Origin of the sequence: Tardiphaga sp., from assembly GCF_028290495.1 — a bacterium.
Lineage (GTDB): Bacteria > Pseudomonadota > Alphaproteobacteria > Rhizobiales > Xanthobacteraceae > Tardiphaga.
The window spans coordinates 1-17732 of sequence record NZ_JAQGJT010000041.1; the positions used below are offsets into that span (position 1 = coordinate 1).

The 17732-nt window shown below is 64.1% G+C and carries 20 protein-coding genes; 13 read left to right on the forward strand and 7 right to left on the reverse strand.

Annotation, left to right across the window (positions count from 1 at the left end; translation table 11 throughout):
• On the reverse strand, positions 1–397 hold a 397-nt coding region (gene lepB, locus JWQ24_RS06870), incomplete at its 3' end, for a signal peptidase I (protein WP_299805995.1).
• Positions 394–1821 (reverse strand): metalloprotease TldD, encoded by a 1428-nt coding sequence (tldD, locus tag JWQ24_RS06875; RefSeq protein ID WP_299805997.1) that lies wholly within the window; start codon positions 1819–1821, stop codon positions 394–396. The genes tldD and lepB, both read right to left, overlap by 4 nt.
• 350 nt (positions 1822–2171) lie before the next feature.
• On the opposite strand from tldD, the gene JWQ24_RS06880 reads away from it, so the two are divergent.
• Positions 2172–3359, forward strand: a complete 1188-nt coding sequence (locus tag JWQ24_RS06880; protein WP_299805999.1) for a PepSY-associated TM helix domain-containing protein — start codon at positions 2172–2174, stop codon at positions 3357–3359.
• A 9-nt stretch (positions 3360–3368) separates the two neighbouring features.
• Here JWQ24_RS06880 and JWQ24_RS06885 read toward each other — a convergent pair whose 3' ends face one another.
• Positions 3369–3929: an invasion associated locus B family protein gene (locus JWQ24_RS06885; protein WP_299806001.1), complete on the reverse strand. Its 561-nt coding sequence runs from the start codon at positions 3927–3929 to the stop codon at positions 3369–3371.
• Between the two features lie 464 nt (positions 3930–4393).
• Between JWQ24_RS06885 and coxB the strand changes: the two genes are divergently transcribed.
• The 12 genes from coxB to JWQ24_RS06945 all read left to right on the forward strand — a co-directional run bounded on the left by coxB (position 4394) and on the right by JWQ24_RS06945 (position 15292).
• Positions 4394–5227 carry a cytochrome c oxidase subunit II gene (gene coxB / locus JWQ24_RS06890; RefSeq protein WP_299806003.1) on the forward strand — a complete coding sequence of 278 codons (834 nt, stop codon included), beginning with the start codon at positions 4394–4396 and terminating at the stop codon, positions 5225–5227.
• Positions 5228–5303: 76 nt separating this feature from the next.
• The gene (gene ctaD / locus JWQ24_RS06895) at positions 5304–6929 is read left to right on the forward strand and encodes a cytochrome c oxidase subunit I (protein ID WP_299806005.1); all 1626 of its coding nucleotides are present in this window, start codon (positions 5304–5306) and stop codon (positions 6927–6929) included.
• A gap of 94 nt (positions 6930–7023) precedes the next feature.
• Positions 7024–7965 (forward strand): heme o synthase, encoded by a 942-nt coding sequence (locus tag JWQ24_RS06900; protein ID WP_299806007.1) that lies wholly within the window; start codon positions 7024–7026, stop codon positions 7963–7965.
• Between the two features lie 15 nt (positions 7966–7980).
• Complete coding sequence (locus JWQ24_RS06905) at positions 7981–8148, forward strand: CoxF protein (protein ID WP_299806009.1); 168 nt, start codon at positions 7981–7983, stop codon at positions 8146–8148.
• A gap of 4 nt (positions 8149–8152) precedes the next feature.
• A complete protein-coding gene (locus JWQ24_RS06910) occupies positions 8153–8776 on the forward strand; it encodes a cytochrome c oxidase assembly protein (RefSeq protein ID WP_299806010.1) in 624 nt (207 codons plus the stop codon).
• An 81-nt stretch (positions 8777–8857) separates the two neighbouring features.
• Positions 8858–9715: a cytochrome c oxidase subunit 3 gene (locus JWQ24_RS06915; protein ID WP_299806011.1), complete on the forward strand. Its 858-nt coding sequence runs from the start codon at positions 8858–8860 to the stop codon at positions 9713–9715.
• 136 nt (positions 9716–9851) lie between these two features.
• On the forward strand, positions 9852–10244 hold the full coding sequence (locus JWQ24_RS06920) for a DUF983 domain-containing protein (protein ID WP_299806013.1): 393 nt from the start codon (positions 9852–9854) through the stop codon (positions 10242–10244).
• Entirely contained in the window at positions 10241–10993 is a 753-nt protein-coding gene (locus tag JWQ24_RS06925; protein ID WP_299806014.1) for an SURF1 family cytochrome oxidase biogenesis protein, read from the forward strand. The genes JWQ24_RS06920 and JWQ24_RS06925 overlap by 4 nt, the downstream gene beginning before the upstream one ends.
• A 126-nt stretch (positions 10994–11119) precedes the next feature.
• Positions 11120–12535 (forward strand): threonine synthase, encoded by a 1416-nt coding sequence (gene thrC / locus JWQ24_RS06930; protein ID WP_299806016.1) that lies wholly within the window; start codon positions 11120–11122, stop codon positions 12533–12535.
• Positions 12535–13824: a pitrilysin family protein gene (locus tag JWQ24_RS06935; RefSeq protein WP_299806018.1), complete on the forward strand. Its 1290-nt coding sequence runs from the start codon at positions 12535–12537 to the stop codon at positions 13822–13824. Before thrC ends, JWQ24_RS06935 begins: the two co-directional genes overlap by 1 nt.
• Positions 13825–13857: 33 nt before the next feature.
• Positions 13858–14445, forward strand: coding sequence for a GNAT family protein (locus tag JWQ24_RS06940; protein WP_299806019.1), 588 nt, complete (start codon positions 13858–13860; stop codon positions 14443–14445).
• 172 nt (positions 14446–14617) lie between these two features.
• Positions 14618–15292, forward strand: a complete 675-nt coding sequence (locus tag JWQ24_RS06945; protein ID WP_299806021.1) for a hypothetical protein — start codon at positions 14618–14620, stop codon at positions 15290–15292.
• 229 nt (positions 15293–15521) lie between these two features.
• On the opposite strand, the gene JWQ24_RS06950 is transcribed toward JWQ24_RS06945, so the two are convergent.
• The 4 genes from JWQ24_RS06950 to JWQ24_RS06965 form a co-directional block, all read right to left on the reverse strand.
• On the reverse strand, positions 15522–16010 hold the full coding sequence (locus tag JWQ24_RS06950; protein ID WP_299806022.1) for an ATP F0F1 synthase subunit B: 489 nt from the start codon (positions 16008–16010) through the stop codon (positions 15522–15524).
• 3 nt (positions 16011–16013) lie between these two features.
• Positions 16014–16583, reverse strand: a complete 570-nt coding sequence (locus JWQ24_RS06955) for a F0F1 ATP synthase subunit B' (protein WP_299806024.1) — start codon at positions 16581–16583, stop codon at positions 16014–16016.
• Between the two features lie 63 nt (positions 16584–16646).
• A complete protein-coding gene (locus JWQ24_RS06960) occupies positions 16647–16874 on the reverse strand; it encodes a F0F1 ATP synthase subunit C (RefSeq protein ID WP_143571636.1) in 228 nt (75 codons plus the stop codon).
• A 63-nt stretch (positions 16875–16937) separates the two neighbouring features.
• Positions 16938–17687: a F0F1 ATP synthase subunit A gene (locus JWQ24_RS06965; protein WP_299806026.1), complete on the reverse strand. Its 750-nt coding sequence runs from the start codon at positions 17685–17687 to the stop codon at positions 16938–16940.
• Between the last annotated feature and the right edge of the window lie 45 nt (positions 17688–17732).

Consider the following 17732-nt stretch of genomic DNA (forward strand, 5'->3'; position numbering starts at 1 on the left):
ATGCGGGATGGTCGTTGATGAACAGTTGACCCTGCCGCATCAGGATGCGGTCACCGGGAAGACCGACGACGCGCTTGACCCAGACCGGAGATCGGTCGCCGGGCCAGCGGAACACCACGACGTCGCCGCGCTTCGGCATCGCGCCGAATATCCGTCCGGTTTCCGGCAAGGCGACATGAATCGGCAGCGACGCCGCGCCATAGCCATAGGGATATTTCGACGCCAGCAGCATGTCGCCGGTCAGCAGCGTCGGCTCCATCGAGGGCGACGGCACATAGAACTGCTCGGCCACCGCGCCCTTGGCGACCAGCACCAGCAGCACGATCGCCAGCAATTGCACCGCCTGGCCGCGCCAGGTGGTGGGCTTGGTATCGGCAGCTAATTTTTCGACGCTCACGAGCCGGTTCCTCCGACCGTGATGCGTTCCATCCGCAAGGTCGGCTGACCGACGCCGACCGGTACGCCCTGGCCGTTCTTGCCGCAGGTGCCGATGCCGGTATCGAGCGCCAGATCGTTGCCGATCATGGTGATGCGATGCAGGTCGGTCGGCCCGTTGCCGATCAGCATGGCGCCCTTCACCGGCGCGGTGACCTTGCCGTTCTCGATCTTGTAGGCCTCGGTGCACTGGAACACGTACTTGCCGGAAGTTATGTCGACCTGGCCGCCGCCGAAGTTCACGGCATAGATGCCGTTCTTCACCGAAGCGAGAATCTCGGCAGGATCGCGCTGTCCGGCCAGCATGTAGGTGTTGGTCATGCGCGGCATCGGCACGTGGGCATAGCCCTGCCGGCGTCCGTTGCCGGTCGGCTTCATGCCCATCAGGCGGGCGTTCTGGCGGTCCTGCATATAGCCGACCAGAATGCCGTCCTCGATCAACGTGGTGCGGTTGGTCGGCGTGCCCTCGTCGTCGATCGACAGCGAGCCCCTCCGCGAGGAGATGGTGCCATCATCGACCACGGTCACGCCCTTGGCGGCGACCTGCTGGCCCATCAGGCCGGCGAAAGCGGAGGTCTGCTTGCGGTTGAAATCGCCCTCGAGTCCGTGGCCGACGGCTTCGTGCAACATCACGCCGGGCCAGCCCGGTCCGAGCACAACGTCCATCTCGCCGGCGGGGGCGGGGATCGATTCCAGATTGACGAGCGCCTCGCGGATCGCGCCGTCGGCAGCGGTGCGCCACGCGCCCGATTCGATGAAGCGCGCATAGCCCTCGCGGCCGCCGTAGCCCTTGCTGCCGCTTTCCTGACGATCGCCCTGGCCTGCCACCACGGTGATGTTGACGCGGACCAGCGGACGGATGTCACGGTAGCTCTCGCCGTCCGGGCGCAGGATCTCGACCACCTGCCAGGTGGCGCCGAGCGACACCGAGACCTGGCGGACGCGCGGGTCCTTGTCGCGGACATAGGCGTCGATCTCGGCGAGCAACTTGACCTTGGCCTCGAAGCCCGGCGCATCCAGCGGATTTTCGTCGTTATACAGCCGCACATTGGTGTGCGAGGGGGCGGCGGCGAAGGTGCCGTGGTAACCGCCGCGCACGGCATGCACCGCGTCTGCGGCGCGGATCAGCGCCGGCAGCGAGACGTCCGAGGAATGTGCGTAACCGACCGCGTCGTCCTTCACGGCGCGCAGGCCAAAGCCCTGCGCGGTATCGTAGGTCGCCTGCTTGAGCCGGCCATTGTCGAAGCCGAGCGCTTCGGACTGGCTGTATTCGAGGAACAGCTCGCCGTCATCGGCGCCCTCCAGCCCGCGCATCAGTTCGCGGCGCACCTGGTCGCGGTCGAGATTGGCGCGGTCGAGCAGGGAGGTGGTGGCGGGGCTGGTCATGGAGACTCCAGAACATTGCAACGGTTGGTCGCCCGCGACAGCGAAAACAGGCCATCATGTCTAGGAAAGAAGCGCGAAGAAGTCTTCTTACAACACGGTAACCTGCCGTTCGGAACGACGTGACCCCGAAGATAGGCACTGGCTCTGCAAAAAGGGAGGGCCAATGCGGCGGGCAAACGGTATTGACCTGCCTGCAGCGGCGCTGAGTGTAGAGCAATTACAATCTGGACCGGGTCGGGTCCGGTGGCCGACTGCCGGTCGCTCGGATATTGTGCGGTGGCTGGGGCTCGACCGCAGCTCCCGCCGCGCCGATCCCGGCGCCGTTTTCCCCCACCGAAACCCAAGAGCCGATGAGCCGACGCCCGATCAAGGCCGCGCTGCTGCAGGTCCACTCCATCCTCGGCCTGACGATTTCGCTGGTGCTGGCGCTGATCGGCGTCACCGGGGCTGTGATGAGCTTCGAGGACGAGATCGGTGCTGTCTTGAATGCCGACCTGCTGCAGGTTGAGGCCCGCAGCATGCCGATGCTGTCGCCAGACGCGCTGGTCGCCCGGCTGCAGGCGTCGGGCGAGGCGGCCAGGGTCTCCGCCGTGACGATGACCAGCGATCCCCAAGGCTCGGTGCGGGTGCGCCTTATCCGGGAGGATAGCGGCGCGCGGCCGTCGGCGCTCTATGTCGATCCCTATGACGGCCGCGTGCTCGGTGCGCCCGTCGGCGAGGATTTCTTCGCCACCGTCCGCAAGCTGCATCGCTGGCTGCTGATCCCCGGCGACGGCAAGGGCTGGGGTCGCCAGATCACCGGCGTGGTCGCGATCGGTCTGGTCGCAATGCTGATTTCCGGGCTGGTGCTGCGCTGGCCACGGCATGTTCGCAGTATCAAGGCTTGGCTGAAGCCGAACTGGGCGATGCGCCGCCGCGGCTTCCAGTGGTCGCTGCATTCGGTTGCCGGCACCTGGGTGATGCTGATCTACCTGCTGATGGCGCTCACCGGCCTGTGGTGGTCGTTCGACTGGTACAAAGACGGCGCCACCTGGTTGTTTTCCAGTCGCCATGTGGCGGCCGCGCCGGTGGCCGCAAAGCCGCCGCGCATGCCGCGCGCCAGTGCCGCCGATGCCGGCCCGCTTATCATCGAGCGCGCCTGGCAGGCATTTCTGACCGAGCAGAGCAGCCGCTACGCCACCGCGCAGCTGACCATGCCGAACAATGGCGGCACCGTGATACGGATTCGCTCGGTGCCGCGCGATTCGGCCCGCGAAGGCCAGCGCGACGAATTCCGCATCGACGCCGTGACCGGCCGCATCGCCTCCGCGGAAATCTACGCCGACAAGGCGTTTGGCGACAAAGTGCTGGCCAGCGTGCTCGACATCCACAGTGGCGCCGTTCTCGGTTGGCCCGGCAGACTGCTGTTCATGCTTGCCGCAAGCCTGATGCCGCTGTTCGCGGTGACCGGCTTCCTGCTGTATTTGTCGAGGCGAAAACAGCGCCCGGCGAAGCGCACGTCCGCGGAATCAGCGGGGACGCTGGTCGCAGGAGAATAAAGCGGAGGCCTATGGCAGCTTGTCGTAGCCTTCGCCGATGCCGTTGAGGCTGAGCGGGAAGCCGATGCCTTCTTCGGGGGTCTCGAAGATGATGAAGGTCGCGGTCTTGGCGGTACGCAGCTGGCCGAGCAGCTTGTCGTCCATCACCACTTCGGCGACGCAGCCGTTCGGCAGGCAGCGCACGAAGCCGGCGCGGCCGACGTCCTGGTTATCGAGCTTGAGTCCGAGTCCGGACGGCAGCAGCACGCCGAGCGGGGCGACCACGCGCATCAGCTTGCTCTTCTGGTCGGCGGTCTTCAGCACGATCACGGTGAGGCCGGCATTGGAGCGGTCTTCCGCCACCACGCTCTGGATCAGGGCGCATTGCTCGGCCTGGGCTCCGGGCGGGGTGTCGCAGCGGATCTGCCAGTCGCCATGCACCGAGCGCACCGCGCCTTGGGCGTGCGCGGAGGTTGCTGGCGCGGCCAGTGCGACGAGGGCGGCGCCGGCAAGCGCCAGCCGGCGCGTTGCGGCGGCAAAGCGGGCGTTGCGGCTCTCAGCCTGTCCGCGCTGAAACATGATGTGGCCCATCAGGGTCGATCCCTTACCAGGTGATTTGGCAGTATTCTGACAGACGTTCGTCGCAAAAGGTCTGATACGGAAATGACGGCGTCTTGAAGGCGTCCGCCGCCGGACAACAAGCCCGAGGAGGCGGCGAATCAGCCTGCGGCCACGCGCTTCCCCTGTGCCTACATCGGACATGGCGGCTGTCAAGCGTGTCCGATGGCCCGATATCCACTTTCGGGACACGCGCAGGTTTACCGCGAGGCCATTTAAGCCCAATCTGATGCGGGATTATCCGTTCAAGGGCAATCCTTCTGATTGCATCGCGGCATAGACCATTCCTGCATTGCGATGGCTCAAGATTTATGGTTTGAGAAGCTGGATTTCGACGCATTCTAACGAGATGGCGGTGCCGTTTGTCAGATGCGGATGAACCCGCAGGTCACGGCGGTACGCCGGATGCGAGAATATTACATGGGAGCGCGCGCGGCATGAAGATGTCGAAGGGCCGTATTGGCCGCCAGTTGCTGGGTTTGGCGATGATGGGAGCCGGGCTTGTCTTTGCCGGCGCTGCGTCAGCAGAAGTCATGGGGCAACCCGCGCCGTGGGAGTACAAGCTCCAGGAAGCCGCCACGCCGGTGATGGAAAACATCACCTGGTTTCACAATTTTCTGCTCTGGCTGGTCATCGGCATCACGCTGTTCGTGCTGGTGCTGCTGGTTCTCGTGGTGGTCAAGTTCAACGCCAAGGCCAACCCGGTTCCCTCCAAGACCACCCACAACACCCTGATCGAGGTCGCATGGACCCTGATTCCGGTGCTGATCCTGGTCGCGGTCGCGGTGCCATCCTTCCGCCTGCTGTTTCTGGAGCTCGACATTCCGAAGGCCGACCTGACGGTCAAGGCGACCGGCAAGCAGTGGTACTGGAGCTACAGCTACCCCGACCACGGGCCGTTCGAGTTTGATTCGCTGATGGCTGCCGACAAGAAGCCGCGCCTGCTCGGTGTCGACAACGAGATGGTGGTCCCGGTCAACAAGGTGGTCCGCATTCAGACCACCGGCGCCGATGTGATCCACTCCTTCGCCGTGCCGTCGTTCGGCATCAAGATCGACTCGGTGCCGGGGCGTCTCAACGAGACCTGGTTCAAGGCGACCAAGGAAGGCATGTATTACGGCCAGTGCTCGGAACTGTGCGGCAAGGACCACGCCTTCATGCCGATCGCGATCCGGGTCGTGAGCGACCAGGAATTCGCATCGTGGATCGAGGGCGCCAAGAAGAAGTTCGCGAGCGACAAGGCGAATTCGTTCGCCTCGGCTGCCCACTAGGCTAGAGCGAAGGGGCCGCGAGGTCCGCGGGCCGAGAGGCCCAGACTGCCAAGAGAAGACATAGCAGGATTTGAAAATGGCAACGACCGCGGCAACACCGGCTCACGACGATCACGTGCATGACGATCACGCGCATGCCCATCCGACCGGATGGCGGCGCTACGTCTATTCGACGAACCATAAGGACATCGGCACGATGTACCTGATCTTCGCGATCGCGGCCGGCGTGATCGGCGGCATCATGTCGATCCTGATCCGCATCGAGCTGATGTATCCCGGCGTCCAGATCTTCCACGAAAGCCATACCTACAACGTGTTCGTCACCTCGCATGGCCTGATCATGATCTTCTTCATGGTGATGCCGGCGATGATCGGCGGCTTCGGCAACTGGATGGTGCCATTGATGATCGGCGCGCCGGACATGGCGTTCCCGCGCATGAACAACGTCTCGTTCTGGCTGCTGCCGGCGGCCTTCGCGCTGCTGGTGATCTCGACCTTCGTCGAAGGCGAGCCGGGTGCCAACGGCGTCGGCGCCGGCTGGACGATGTACGCGCCGCTCTCGACCTCCGGCCATCCGGGCCCGGCCGTCGACTTCGCGATCCTGGCGCTGCATCTGGCCGGTGCGTCGTCGATTCTCGGCGCCATCAACTTCATCACCACCATCTTCAACATGCGCGCGCCGGGCATGACCCTGCACAAGATGCCGCTGTTCGTATGGTCGATCCTGGTCACCGTGTTCCTGCTGCTGCTGTCGCTGCCGGTTCTGGCCGGCGCCATCACCATGCTGCTGACCGACCGCAACTTCGGCACCACTTTCTTCGCGGCCGAAGGCGGCGGCGATCCCGTGCTGTTCCAGCATCTGTTCTGGTTCTTCGGCCACCCCGAAGTCTACATTCTCATCCTGCCGGGCTTCGGCATGATCTCGCAGATCATCTCGACCTTCTCGAAGAAGCCGGTGTTCGGCTATCTCGGCATGGCCTATGCGATGGTCGCGATCGGCGGCATCGGCTTCGTCGTCTGGGCGCACCACATGTACACCGTGGGCATGTCGTCGGCGACGCAGGCCTATTTCGTCGCTGCGACGATGGTCATCGCGGTGCCTACCGGCGTGAAGATCTTCTCCTGGATCGCCACGATGTGGGGCGGCTCGATCGAGTTCAAGGCGCCGATGCTGTGGGCCGTGGGCTTCATCTTCCTGTTCACCGTCGGCGGCGTCACCGGCGTCGTGCTGGCAAATGCCGGCGTCGACCGCGTGCTGCAGGACACTTACTACGTCGTCGCGCACTTCCATTACGTGCTGTCGCTTGGCGCCGTGTTCGCGATCTTCGCGGGCTGGTACTACTGGTTCCCGAAGATGTTCGGCTACATGTACTCGGACTTCATCGGCAAGCTGCACTTCTGGGTCACCTTCGTCGGCGTCAACCTGACCTTCTTCCCGCAGCATTTCCTCGGCCTGTCCGGCATGCCGCGACGCTACGTCGATTACCCCGACGCCTTCGCCGGCTGGAATCTGGTGTCGTCGATCGGCGCCTACATCGCGGGCTTCGCCGTGCTGATCTTCATCTACGGCGTGGTTGATGCCTTCATCCGCAAGGAAAAAGCCGCCAACAGCCCGTGGGGCGTCGGCGCCACCACGCTGGAATGGACGCTGACCTCGCCGCCGCCTTTCCACCAGTTCGAAGTGCTGCCGCGCATCAAGTAATCTCGTTCGGCGCCTGCGGGCGCCGAACCGCATGAGTAACGTCTCCGCCGTCACGAATTTGCGGCGGGGACGAACCTGAGAAGTGAGAACGATCGTGTCTGTACTCGACCAAAACGCCATTGACCTGACGCAGCCGCGGATTTCCGAAGCGGGCGTCGCCGATTACATCGCGCTGTTGAAGCCGCGGGTCATGTCGCTGGTGGTGTTCACCGCTATGGTCGGCTATTTCCTGGCGCCCGGCGCTCACAATCCGATCCTGGCTTTCACGTCGATCCTGTGTATCGCGGTCGGCGGCGGCGCCTCGGGCGCGCTGAACATGTGGTACGAGAGCGATATCGACGCGCTGATGTCGCGCACCGCCAATCGCCCGATCCCGCGCGGCCGTATCACCCGCCCGGAAGCCCTGACCTTCGGTCTGGTGCTGGCGTTCTTCTCGGTGATGACGCTGGGCATTCTGGTCAACTGGCTGGCCGGCGCGTTGCTCGCTTTCACCATATTCTTCTACGTCGTGATCTACACCATCGCGCTGAAGCGCTGGACCGCACAGAACATCGTGATCGGCGGCGCCGCAGGCGCCCTGCCGCCGGTGGTGGCGTGGGCGGCGGCGTCAGGCTCGCTGTCGATGGAGCCGATCCTTTTGTTCCTGATCATCTTCTTCTGGACCCCGCCGCACTTCTGGGCGCTGGCGCTGTTCCGCAACGATGACTATTCCCGCGCCGGCGTGCCGATGCTGCCGGTGGTCGCCGGTCCCGATGCGACGCGGTTGCAGATCCTGCTTTACACCGTGGTGCTGGTTGCGGTCGCCGTGGCGCCGTGGCCGCTCGGCTATTTCTCCGCGATCTATGGTGCGGCCTCGCTGATCCTCGGCGCCGGCATGATGCTGTGCGCGGTCAACGTCTACAATCGCCGCACCGGCAGCGCCGCTTTGCGCGCCACGCGAAAGATGTTCGCGTTCTCGATCCTCTATCTGTTCGCACTGTTCGCCATCCTGCTGCTCGAGGTGGTCGTTCGCGCCATCTTGCCGCTGGTCTGGTAGCGGGGCGCATGAGCAATGGACAGCGACAAACCCAAGCCGGACGGCATCGTCCTGACGCCCACGCAGAAAAAGCGTCAGCGCGAGCGCTCGCTGGCGATCGCCCTGGCGCTCGGCATTCTGGTGGTGCTCTTCTTTGCCGTCACCATGGTCAAGGGGCCGGGCGTTCTCGTCCGACCGATGTGATGACATGACCGAGCAGCCGCAGCCCAACTCTCCGTCGAAGCGCCGTGGCCTTGGCCGCGACGCTCGCGTCGCGGCGTTGTGCGGGCTGCTGGTCGCTTTCATGGTCGGCGCGTCCTATGCCGCCGTACCGTTCTACAACTGGTTCTGCCGCACCACCGGCTTCAACGGCACCACGATGGTCGCCAGTTCCGCGCCATCAACCGGCCCTTTGGCGCGCACCATCGCGGTGCGGTTCGACTCCAATGTCTCCGGCGGGCTGCCGTGGAAATTCGTGCCGGAAAAGAGTGAAGTCACCGTCCGGATCGGCGAAGTCGTCACCGTATTCTACAGCGTGACCAACCAGTCGGCGCGGACCACCGTGGCGCAGGCCGCCTATAATGTCGCGCCGCTGACGGTCGGGGCGTACTTCCAGAAGATCAATTGCTTCTGCTTCACCGAGCAGACGCTCGCGCCCGGCGAGACCCGCGAGATGCCGGTAGTGTTCTACGTCGATCCCGCCTTGGTCGGGGATTCGGAGAACGACGGCCTGAATTCGATTACGCTATCTTACACTTTCTATCCCGTGCGCGATCCCTCGCCGAAGCCGGTCGCTTCCGGCGAGGCGGACAAGCGCAGGGGAAATCTATGAGCGCAGCCTTTGAGCGCTTAAGTTTTTAAGTTGAAAAGAACACGCACCGGCACAAACCGGCGCAGCTGACGGAGAGACCCAATGGCTACGGCGCAAGCAAAGCACCACGACTATCACCTCGTCGATCCCTCGCCCTGGCCGGCCGTCGGTTCGCTGTTCGCCTTCGTGTTGGCGGTCGGCGCGGTCAGCTGGATGCATCACATGTATGCCGCCGCACCGATCGTATTCGGCATCGGCGCCATCGGCGTGCTCTACACGTTCGCGAGCTGGTGGACCGACGTGGTCCGCGAAGCGCAGTACAAGGGCGACCACACCCGCGTCGTGCAGATCAGCCACCGCTACGGCATGATCCTGTTCATCGCTTCCGAGGTGATGTTCTTCGTTGCCTGGTTCTGGGCCTACTTCAATTCGTCGCTGTTTCCCGGCGATCCCGTCCATGCGACCCGCGAGGTCCTGTTCGGCGGCGTGTGGCCGCCGAAGGGTATCCAGACCTTCGATCCCTGGCACCTGCCGCTGCTCAACACGCTGATCCTGCTGACCTCGGGCACCACGGTGACCTGGGCGCATCACGCGCTGCTGGAAGGCGATCGCAAGGGCCTGAAGTACGGGTTGATCCTCACCATCATTCTCGGCGCGCTGTTCTCTTGCGTGCAGGCCTATGAATACAGCCATGCCGCCTTCGGCTTCGCCGGCAATATCTACGGCGCGACCTTCTTCATGGCGACCGGCTTCCACGGTTTCCACGTGCTGGTCGGCACCATCTTCCTGCTGGTCTGCCTGTTCCGCGTCTATGCTGGCCACTTCACGCCGAAGCAGCATCTTGGCTTCGAATTCGCCGCCTGGTACTGGCACTTCGTCGACGTGGTCTGGCTGTTCCTGTTCATCACCATCTATGTCTGGGGCTACGGCGGCCACGTCGCCGGCGCCGCCGCGCACTGACCGCATTCCGGTGCTACAAGAGGGCGGCCGCAGGGCCGCCCTTTTTTCATTTCCCTCTTGCTTCCTTTTCCCCTCTCCCACCCTGCGAAGCTGCGCTTTGCTAGGTGGGAGAGAGGAAGAATGGAAGAAAGACGCCATGGTTGAAAACGCCGCCCCCATCCCGCTCACGCAGACCGTCCTCCGCGGCCTCGCCTGCAAATGCCCGCGCTGTGGTAAGGGCAAGTTGTTTGCCGGCTTCATCGACCTCAAGCCGTCCTGCGACGATTGCGGGCTCGATTACGCCTTCATCGATGTCGGCGACGGCGCGTCCGTATTTCTGATCATGATCGCTGGCGCCATCGTGGTCGGCTGTGCGCTGGTGGTGGAGGTCAAGTACCAGCCGCCGTTCTGGCTGCATGCTGCGCTCTGGTTGCCGCTGATCCTTGCCACCACGATCGCGCCGCTGCGCCCGATGAAGTCGCTGCTGATCGCGCTGCAATTCCACCACAAGGCCTCCGAAGGCCAGTTGATCGATCGTACGCCGAAATGACCGCACTTGCCCGCCGCCGCAGCCTCATCGGCCTCAGCCTGTTCACGCTGGTGATCGTCGGCTTCCTGCTCGGCCTCGGTGTCTGGCAGTTGCAGCGCCGCACCGCCAAGCATGCCTTGCTCGCCGCGCTCACCGAGCGGCTGGCCGCGGCTCCCGGGGCGTTGCCTGCCGCAACGGCCTGGCCGACCCTGACGCCCGCGCAGGACGAATTCCGCCGCGTGACGTTCACCGCCGTTTTGAAGCCTTTGCCCGATGCGATGGTCTACGCCTCCGGCTCGTCAGTGCGGCTGGATGTGACCGGCCCCGTCACCTGGGCGTTTCTGCCGGCGCAACTGCCGACGGGCGAGAGCGTCGTGATCAATGCCGGCTTCGTGCAGAATACTATGCAGGACCGCGCCCAGCAGGACCGCGCCGTGACGCGCCTGATCACCGGCGCGCCGGTGGCGATGACCGGCTATCTCCGCTTCCCCGAGGCCGCCGGCGCGCTGACCGCGAACGGAGATGTCAAAAAGCGGCTGTGGTTCACCCGTGACCAGTTGATGATGGCGCAGACGCTCGGCTGGGGCGACGTCGCGCCGTTTTATATCGACCTGGAATCCCCGACGCCGCCAAGCGGCATCCCGAAACCCGGCCCGCTCGAAGTCCGTCTCAAGGACGACCACCTGCAATACGCCATCACCTGGTTCGGCCTGGCAGCGGCGGTATTGATTGCTTACGGGGCGTGGGTGAGGGGGCAGAGGCGGGCCTGAGCGGCCTCTCCGGTATTTCCCCTGCCGTGCAAAACCCTTTATGGTGCCGCGTGATTTCACCCGGCGTGAAATTTTAATCCATCATGATCAAAGGCTTGGCGGGTACCCGCGCCTTTGGAGGACGCCTTGACGACGTATATTTCAACGCGGGGGGAAGCCCCCACGCTAGGTTTTTGCGATGTGATGCTGACCGGGCTGGCCCGCGATGGCGGGCTTTACGTGCCGCTCGTCTGGCCGCAGCTCTCGCCGGAGGCGATCGCCTCGCTGTTCGGCCGGCCCTATTGGGAAGTCGCGGTCGAGGTGATCCGTCCGTTCGTTGCCGGCGAGATCTCCGACGAGGATCTCGGCCGCATGGCCTATGAGGCCTATGCCACGTTCCGCCACCCCGCCGTGGTGCCGCTCGACCAGACCGCGCCGAACCAGTTCGTGCTCGAGCTGTTTCATGGGCCGACGCTGGCGTTCAAGGACGTCGCGATGCAGTTGATCGCGCGGCTGATGGACCATGTACTGGCCAAGCGCGCACAGCGCACCACCATCGTGGTCGCCACCTCCGGCGACACCGGCGGCGCCGCGGTCGATGCCTTTGCCAGCCGTGACAGCGTCGATCTCATCGTGCTGTTTCCGCATGGCAAGATCTCCGACGTGCAGCGTCGAATGATGACAACGACCGGCGCATCGAATGTCCACGCGCTCGCCGTCGAAGGTCATTTCGATGACTGCCAGGCGATCGTGAAGGGCCTGTTCAACCATCACGCCTTCCGCGATTCCGTGTCGCTGTCCGGCGTCAACTCGATCAACTGGGCACGCATCGTCGCCCAGGTGGTGTACTACTTCACTTCTGCTGTCGCGGTAGGCGCGCCGCATCGCTCGGTGGATTTCACCGTGCCGACCGGCAATTTCGGCGACATCTTCGCCGGCTACGTCGCCAAGCGGATGGGCCTGCCGGTGCGCAAGCTGCGTATCGCCGCCAACGTCAACGATATCCTGGCGCGCACGCTGCACACCGGAATCTATGAAGTTCGCGAAGTGCACGCCACGGCCTCGCCGTCGATGGACATTCAGGTGTCGTCGAACTTCGAGCGGCTGCTGTTTGAAGCCTCCGGCCGCGACGCCGCTTTGGTGCGCGGGCTGATGGAGTCGCTGAAGCAGTCCGGTCGCTTCGTGTTGCCGGAAGCCCTGCTGACCGCGATCCGTGCCGATTTCGAGGCCGGCAGCGCCGACGCCGAAGAGACCGATGCGGCGATCCGCGCCGCGTGGCGCGAGACCGGCGACCTCGTCGATCCGCATACCGCGGTGGCCCTTGCGGTTGCCGATCGCGACACCACCGAGATGCATGTGCCGAACATCGTGCTTTCCACCGCACACGCCGCGAAATTCCCCGATGCGGTGGAAGCGGCCTGTGGCGTGCGCCCGGCGTTGCCCGTCTATCTCGACGGGCTGATGAGCAAGCCCGAGCATATTACGGTCATGAAGAACGACCAAAGCGACATTGAGCGTTTCGTGCTGTCGGTCAGCCGTGCCGCGAAACAAGGAGTTTCCTGATGAGCGTTGAAGTCACCAAGCTGCCCTCGGGCTTGACGGTCATCACCGATACCATGCCGCATCTGGAAACCGCCGCTTTGGGCGTATGGACCGGCGTCGGCGGCCGCGACGAGAAATCCAACGAGCACGGCATCTCGCATCTGCTCGAGCATATGGCGTTCAAGGGCACTAGGAAGCGTTCGTCGCGCGAGATCGTCGAGGAGATCGAGGCGGTTGGCGGCGATCTCAACGCCGGCACCTCGACCGAGACGACCGCTTATTATGCCCGCGTGATGAAGGCCGACGTGCCGCTGGCGCTCGACGTGCTCTCGGACATTCTCGCCAATCCGTCCTTCGTGCCCGACGAGCTGGAGCGCGAGAAGAGCGTAATCGTGCAGGAGATCGGGGCTGCGCAGGACACGCCGGACGACGTCGTGTTCGAGCATCTCAACGAGCTCTGTTACCCCGATCAGCCGATGGGTCGCTCGCTGCTCGGCACCGCCAAGACGCTGAAGACGTTCGACCGCGACATGCTGCAGAACTATCTTTCGACGCATTACCGTGGCCCGGAAATGGTGGTCGCCGCGGCGGGCGCCGTCAGCCATCGCCAGGTGGTGGACGAGGCGTCCGATCGCTTCTCCAGCTTCGCAGGCGTCGCTGCGCCAAAGCCGCAGCCGGCGAAGTTTGGCAAGGGCGGCTCGCGCGTCGTGCACCGCGAACTGGAGCAGGCGCATCTGACGCTGGCGCTGGAAGGCCTGCCGCAGTCCGATCTCAAGCTGTTCAGCCTGCAGGTGTTCACCAACATCCTCGGCGGCGGCATGTCCTCGCGGCTGTTCCAGGAAGTGCGCGAGAAGCGCGGTCTGTGCTACTCGATTTACACCTTCCATGCGCCGTATAGCGACACCGGCTTCTTCGGGCTTTACACCGGCACCGATCCTGCCGACGCGCCGGAGATGATGGAAGTCATCGTCGACGTCATCAATGAATCCGTCGAGACCCTGACCGACGCCGAGATCAACCGCGCCAAGGCGCAGATGAAGGCCGGCCTGCTGATGGCGCTGGAAAGCTGCAGCTCCCGCGCCGAGCAGCTCGCCCGCCACATGCTGGCCTATGGCCGTCCGCTCACGGTGGAAGAACTGGTCGCCCGGATCGACGACGTCAGCGTCGAATCGACCCGCGACGTCGCCCGTGGGCTGCTGACGCGCAGCCGCCCGGCGGTGTGTGCGCTGGGTAGCGGCCGCGGGTTGGACACGGCCGTCGCTTTTGCCGAAGGTTTGACCCGCGCCAAGGATAAAACGCTGCTACACTGAGCCCGGTTTCGGGGACGATACCGGGGAGCACCTATGGCCCTGTTTCGATTGCCATCGAGCGTCCCCGCGGCGCTGGCGCCGCGGGGATATGGTTTGCAGTTGCGGGCGCCGGTCATGGCGGACTATCCGCAATGGGCTGATCTACGCGAACACAGTCGCGGCTATCTGACGCCGTGGGAGCCGATCTGGCCGTCCGACGATCTGACGCGCGCAGGCTTCCGCCGCCGGCTGCGGCGCTACGCCGAGGATGCGGCGGCAGACCGCGCCTATCCCTTCCTGGTGTTCCGTGAATCCGACGATGTGCTGGTCGGCGGCGTGACGCTGGCCAATGTCCGGCGCGGCATCGTCCAGGCCGGCACCGTTGGCTACTGGGTCGGCCAGCCTTATGCGCATCAGGGCGTGATGACCGCGGCGCTGCGCGTGCTGCTGCCGACGCTGTTCGGCGAATTGAACCTGCACCGCATCGAGGCCGCCTGCATCCCGACCAACACGCCTTCCGTGCGGGTGCTGGAGAAATGCGGTTTCACCCGCGAAGGCCTGGCGCGACGCTACCTGTGTATCAACGGCATCTGGCAGGACCACCTGCTGTACGGCATGCTGCACGAGGATTTCCGGGGGTAGGCCCGCTCCGTACGATCCCGGCGCGGCGGAACGGCGGTTCACGCTGCACTGCGCCCGGCATATGGCTGTCACGCAATGCCTTGGGTTCGCCGCCATTGCGCTGCTATAAGGCGGCGGTACGGGCTTGGGGAAAGCCCGCGCAAACCACTGGGCTTCCGGGGATATCGACACTATGCGTAACATCGGTTTGAAGCAGGCGGGGGCGCGCGCCATTCCGCTGCTGGTGCTGGCGGTAGCAGGTTTCACGCTGGCCGGTTGTGGCGGCGGCAGCATGTTCGGCAGTGGCGGCTCGATCAGCAACGCCACGTCGGCAGTTGGTGACCGGTTCGGCCAGCTGTTCGGCTCCAATTCGCAGAAGCCGGGCGAGGCGCCGCCTGCGGCGCAGGACGGCGACCTGACCTGCCCCAGCGTCAGCATCCGGCCCGGCGCTTCGACCTATGCCGTGGCGGCGCCCGGCAAGCAGGCGGTCGGCAACGATCTGCGCTACCAGGCGACCATCACCCGCACCGCGCGCGACTGTAACCTCAACGCCGGCCAGATCACCGTGCGGATCGGCATCCAGGGCCGCGTCATCGTCGGCCCCTCCGGTGCGCCGGTATCGGTCGATGTGCCACTGCGCGTTGCCGTGGTGCAGGAGGGCGTTAACCCGAAGACCATTGCCACCAAGGTGTTTCAGACCACGGTGCAGATCGGCGGCGAGACCAGCGTGCCGTTCAGTCTGGTTGGCGAAGATCTCGTCTATCCCGCGCCAACGGCGGCCGTCGGTGATACCTACGTGTTCTATATCGGCTTCGATCCCCAAGCACTGAAACCGGAGCCGCGCGCGACCGGACGCAAGAAGCGGTAGCTCATCTCTTCTGCGACACCCACCGTTGTCATCGCCCGCGAAAGCGGGCGATCCAGTAAACGCAGGTTTTCGTGACAGATCCGAAAGAGCGCCGAATACTGTGGCGCCCGGTCAGGCCGAGCGATGACAGAGGAGAGCGTGGCGACGTGCAGCCGCTTTGACGGGGCCAGACACAAAAAAGCCGGCGCGATTTTCATCGTGCCGGCTTTTTGATTGAGGCTTGATACGCTCAGTTAAGCTTGGAGCTTACTTCGCCGATACCCTTGAAGATCAGGTCATCGGCGACCGAGCCCTTGACCGACTGCGACAGGATCGTGGTCGCGGCGGTCACCGCAGCATCGGCGGCTGCGGCGCGGACGTCGGCCACAGCCTGTGCTTCGGCGAGAGCGATCTTGCTTTCGGCCGTCTTGGTGCGCCGGGCGACAAAATCTTCCATCTTGGTCTTGGCTTCAGCGGCGATGCGCTCGGCCTCTTCCTTGGCGGAGGTGATGATGTCGGCGGCTTCGCGCTCTGCCGAAGCATGACGCGCCTTGTAATCCGCGAGCAAGGCGGCCGCTTCGTCGCGCAGGCGGCGGGCGTCGTCGAGCTCCTGCTTGATGCGATCGCTACGATGATCGAGCGCCTTCAGGATGGTGCGGTGAATACCGAACCAGCCGAACACGGCCATCAGAATAACGAAAGCAACAGCAACCCAGAATTCTGCTTGCAAACCGAACATGGGTTATCCTTTCAACGAAGCGTCGAGCGCAGCGTTGACCGCGGCCGGTGCCGGGCTGGTGCCCGTCAGCCGTTCGACGATCGCCGAAGCCGTATCGGCAGCGATGCCGCGAACATTGCCCATCGCGGTAGCGCGGGTGCTGGCGATGGTCTGCTCGGCGGCGGTGAGCCGCGTTGCCAGACTTTCTTCCAGCTGCGCCTTGGCCTGTTCCTGCTGGGCGTTGAGCTTTTCGCGAACCTCTGCCGCCATCGCCTGCGCCTTGGCGCGGGCATTGGCGAGTTCGGTTTCGTAAGCCTTCAGCGCAGCGTCGGAATCGGCCTTCAGCTTCGCGGCTTCATTCAGGTCGGTATCGATGACCTGTTGCCGGGACGCAAGGACGCCGCCGACGCGAGGCAGCGCCAGGCGGGACACGATCAGATAGAGCAGACCGAACGCGATCGCGAACGACACCAGCTGCGAAGCAAAGGTGTTGCTCTCGAACGGCGGGAACGACGCCTTGTGCCCACCGTCTGCCGCGGTGTGCGCGGCAGTACCGTGATCGGCGGCTTTGGATTTGCCCTGACCTTCAGCCACAGCAGTCTCCTTATCGATCGGAGCCGCCCCGAAAATGGAGCGGCATCCGGATCAGTTTCAAGCTTAGACGGCGAACAGCAGCAGCAGCGCGATCAGCAGCGAGAAGATGCCGAGCGCTTCAGTCACGGCGAAACCGAAGATCAGGTTCGCGAACTGGCCCTGGGAAGCCGAGGGGTTGCGCAGCGCGCCGGCGAGGAACTGGCTGAAGATCATGCCGACGCCGATGCCGGCGCCGCCCATGCCGAGACAAGCAATGCCAGCGCCGATGTACTTAGCTGCGATGGGATCCATGGTAAAACTCCTTCTGGGATAGGGATAAGTAAGAGAGGTGAGGGGTGATTTCGGCCGGTACGCTTAGTGTCCCGGATGAAGAGCGTCGTTGAGATAAATGCAGGTCAGGATCGTGAACACGTAGGCCTGCAGGAAGGCGACCAGCAGTTCCAGCGCGGTCAGCGCCGTGGTCATCGCCAGCGGCAGCACCGAGCCGAACACGCCGATGGCGCCGAGCGCGCTCAGCGACGTCACGAAACCCGCAAACACCTTCAGCGTGATGTGGCCGGCCAGCATGTTGGCGAACAGACGAACCGAATGCGACACCGGGCGGGACAGGAACGAGATCACCTCGATCACCGTGACCAGCGGCAGGATGTAGATCGGAATGCCGTGCGGCACGAACAGCTTGAAGAAGCCGAAGCCGTTCTTGTAGAGGCCGTAGAGCAGCACGGTCAGGAACACCATCATCGCCAGCGCCACGGCGACGATCAGATGGCTGGTGACGGTGAAGGTATAGGGAATGATGCCGATCAGGTTGGCCGTCAGGATGAACATGAACAGCGAGAACACGAAGGGGAAGAACTTCATGCCTTCTTCGCCGATGCTGCTGCGCACCGTATTGGACACGAACTCGAAGGAGAGCTCGGCGACCGACTGGAAGCGGTTCGGCACCAGGCGGCGACCGGCGCTGCCGGCGAGCATCAGCACCGACACGATGGCGACCGCGCCGAACATGTAAGCCGACGAATTGGTGAAGGCGATTTCCTGGCTGCCGATATGGCCCAGGCTGAAGATCTTGTGGATCTCAAATTGATGGATCGGATCGGCCATCCACGTCGGTCTTTCATCTCTGCCGGAACGCCCGGCATCTTTGCC

Coding starts and splice junctions, on each gene's coding strand:
- tldD (WP_299805997.1), bottom strand. CDS start 1,821: ATGACCAGCCCCGCCACCACCTCCCTGCTCGACCGCGCCAATCTCGAC.
- JWQ24_RS06880 (WP_299805999.1), top strand. CDS start 2,172: ATGAGCCGACGCCCGATCAAGGCCGCGCTGCTGCAGGTCCACTCCATC.
- JWQ24_RS06885 (WP_299806001.1), bottom strand. CDS start 3,929: ATGGGCCACATCATGTTTCAGCGCGGACAGGCTGAGAGCCGCAACGCC.
- coxB (WP_299806003.1), top strand. CDS start 4,394: ATGAAGATGTCGAAGGGCCGTATTGGCCGCCAGTTGCTGGGTTTGGCG.
- ctaD (WP_299806005.1), top strand. CDS start 5,304: ATGGCAACGACCGCGGCAACACCGGCTCACGACGATCACGTGCATGAC.
- JWQ24_RS06905 (WP_299806009.1), top strand. CDS start 7,981: ATGGACAGCGACAAACCCAAGCCGGACGGCATCGTCCTGACGCCCACG.
- JWQ24_RS06910 (WP_299806010.1), top strand. CDS start 8,153: ATGACCGAGCAGCCGCAGCCCAACTCTCCGTCGAAGCGCCGTGGCCTT.
- JWQ24_RS06915 (WP_299806011.1), top strand. CDS start 8,858: ATGGCTACGGCGCAAGCAAAGCACCACGACTATCACCTCGTCGATCCC.
- JWQ24_RS06920 (WP_299806013.1), top strand. CDS start 9,852: ATGGTTGAAAACGCCGCCCCCATCCCGCTCACGCAGACCGTCCTCCGC.
- JWQ24_RS06925 (WP_299806014.1), top strand. CDS start 10,241: ATGACCGCACTTGCCCGCCGCCGCAGCCTCATCGGCCTCAGCCTGTTC.
- JWQ24_RS06935 (WP_299806018.1), top strand. CDS start 12,535: ATGAGCGTTGAAGTCACCAAGCTGCCCTCGGGCTTGACGGTCATCACC.
- JWQ24_RS06940 (WP_299806019.1), top strand. CDS start 13,858: ATGGCCCTGTTTCGATTGCCATCGAGCGTCCCCGCGGCGCTGGCGCCG.
- JWQ24_RS06945 (WP_299806021.1), top strand. CDS start 14,618: ATGCGTAACATCGGTTTGAAGCAGGCGGGGGCGCGCGCCATTCCGCTG.
- JWQ24_RS06950 (WP_299806022.1), bottom strand. CDS start 16,010: ATGTTCGGTTTGCAAGCAGAATTCTGGGTTGCTGTTGCTTTCGTTATT.
- JWQ24_RS06960 (WP_143571636.1), bottom strand. CDS start 16,874: ATGGATCCCATCGCAGCTAAGTACATCGGCGCTGGCATTGCTTGTCTC.
- JWQ24_RS06965 (WP_299806026.1), bottom strand. CDS start 17,687: ATGGCCGATCCGATCCATCAATTTGAGATCCACAAGATCTTCAGCCTG.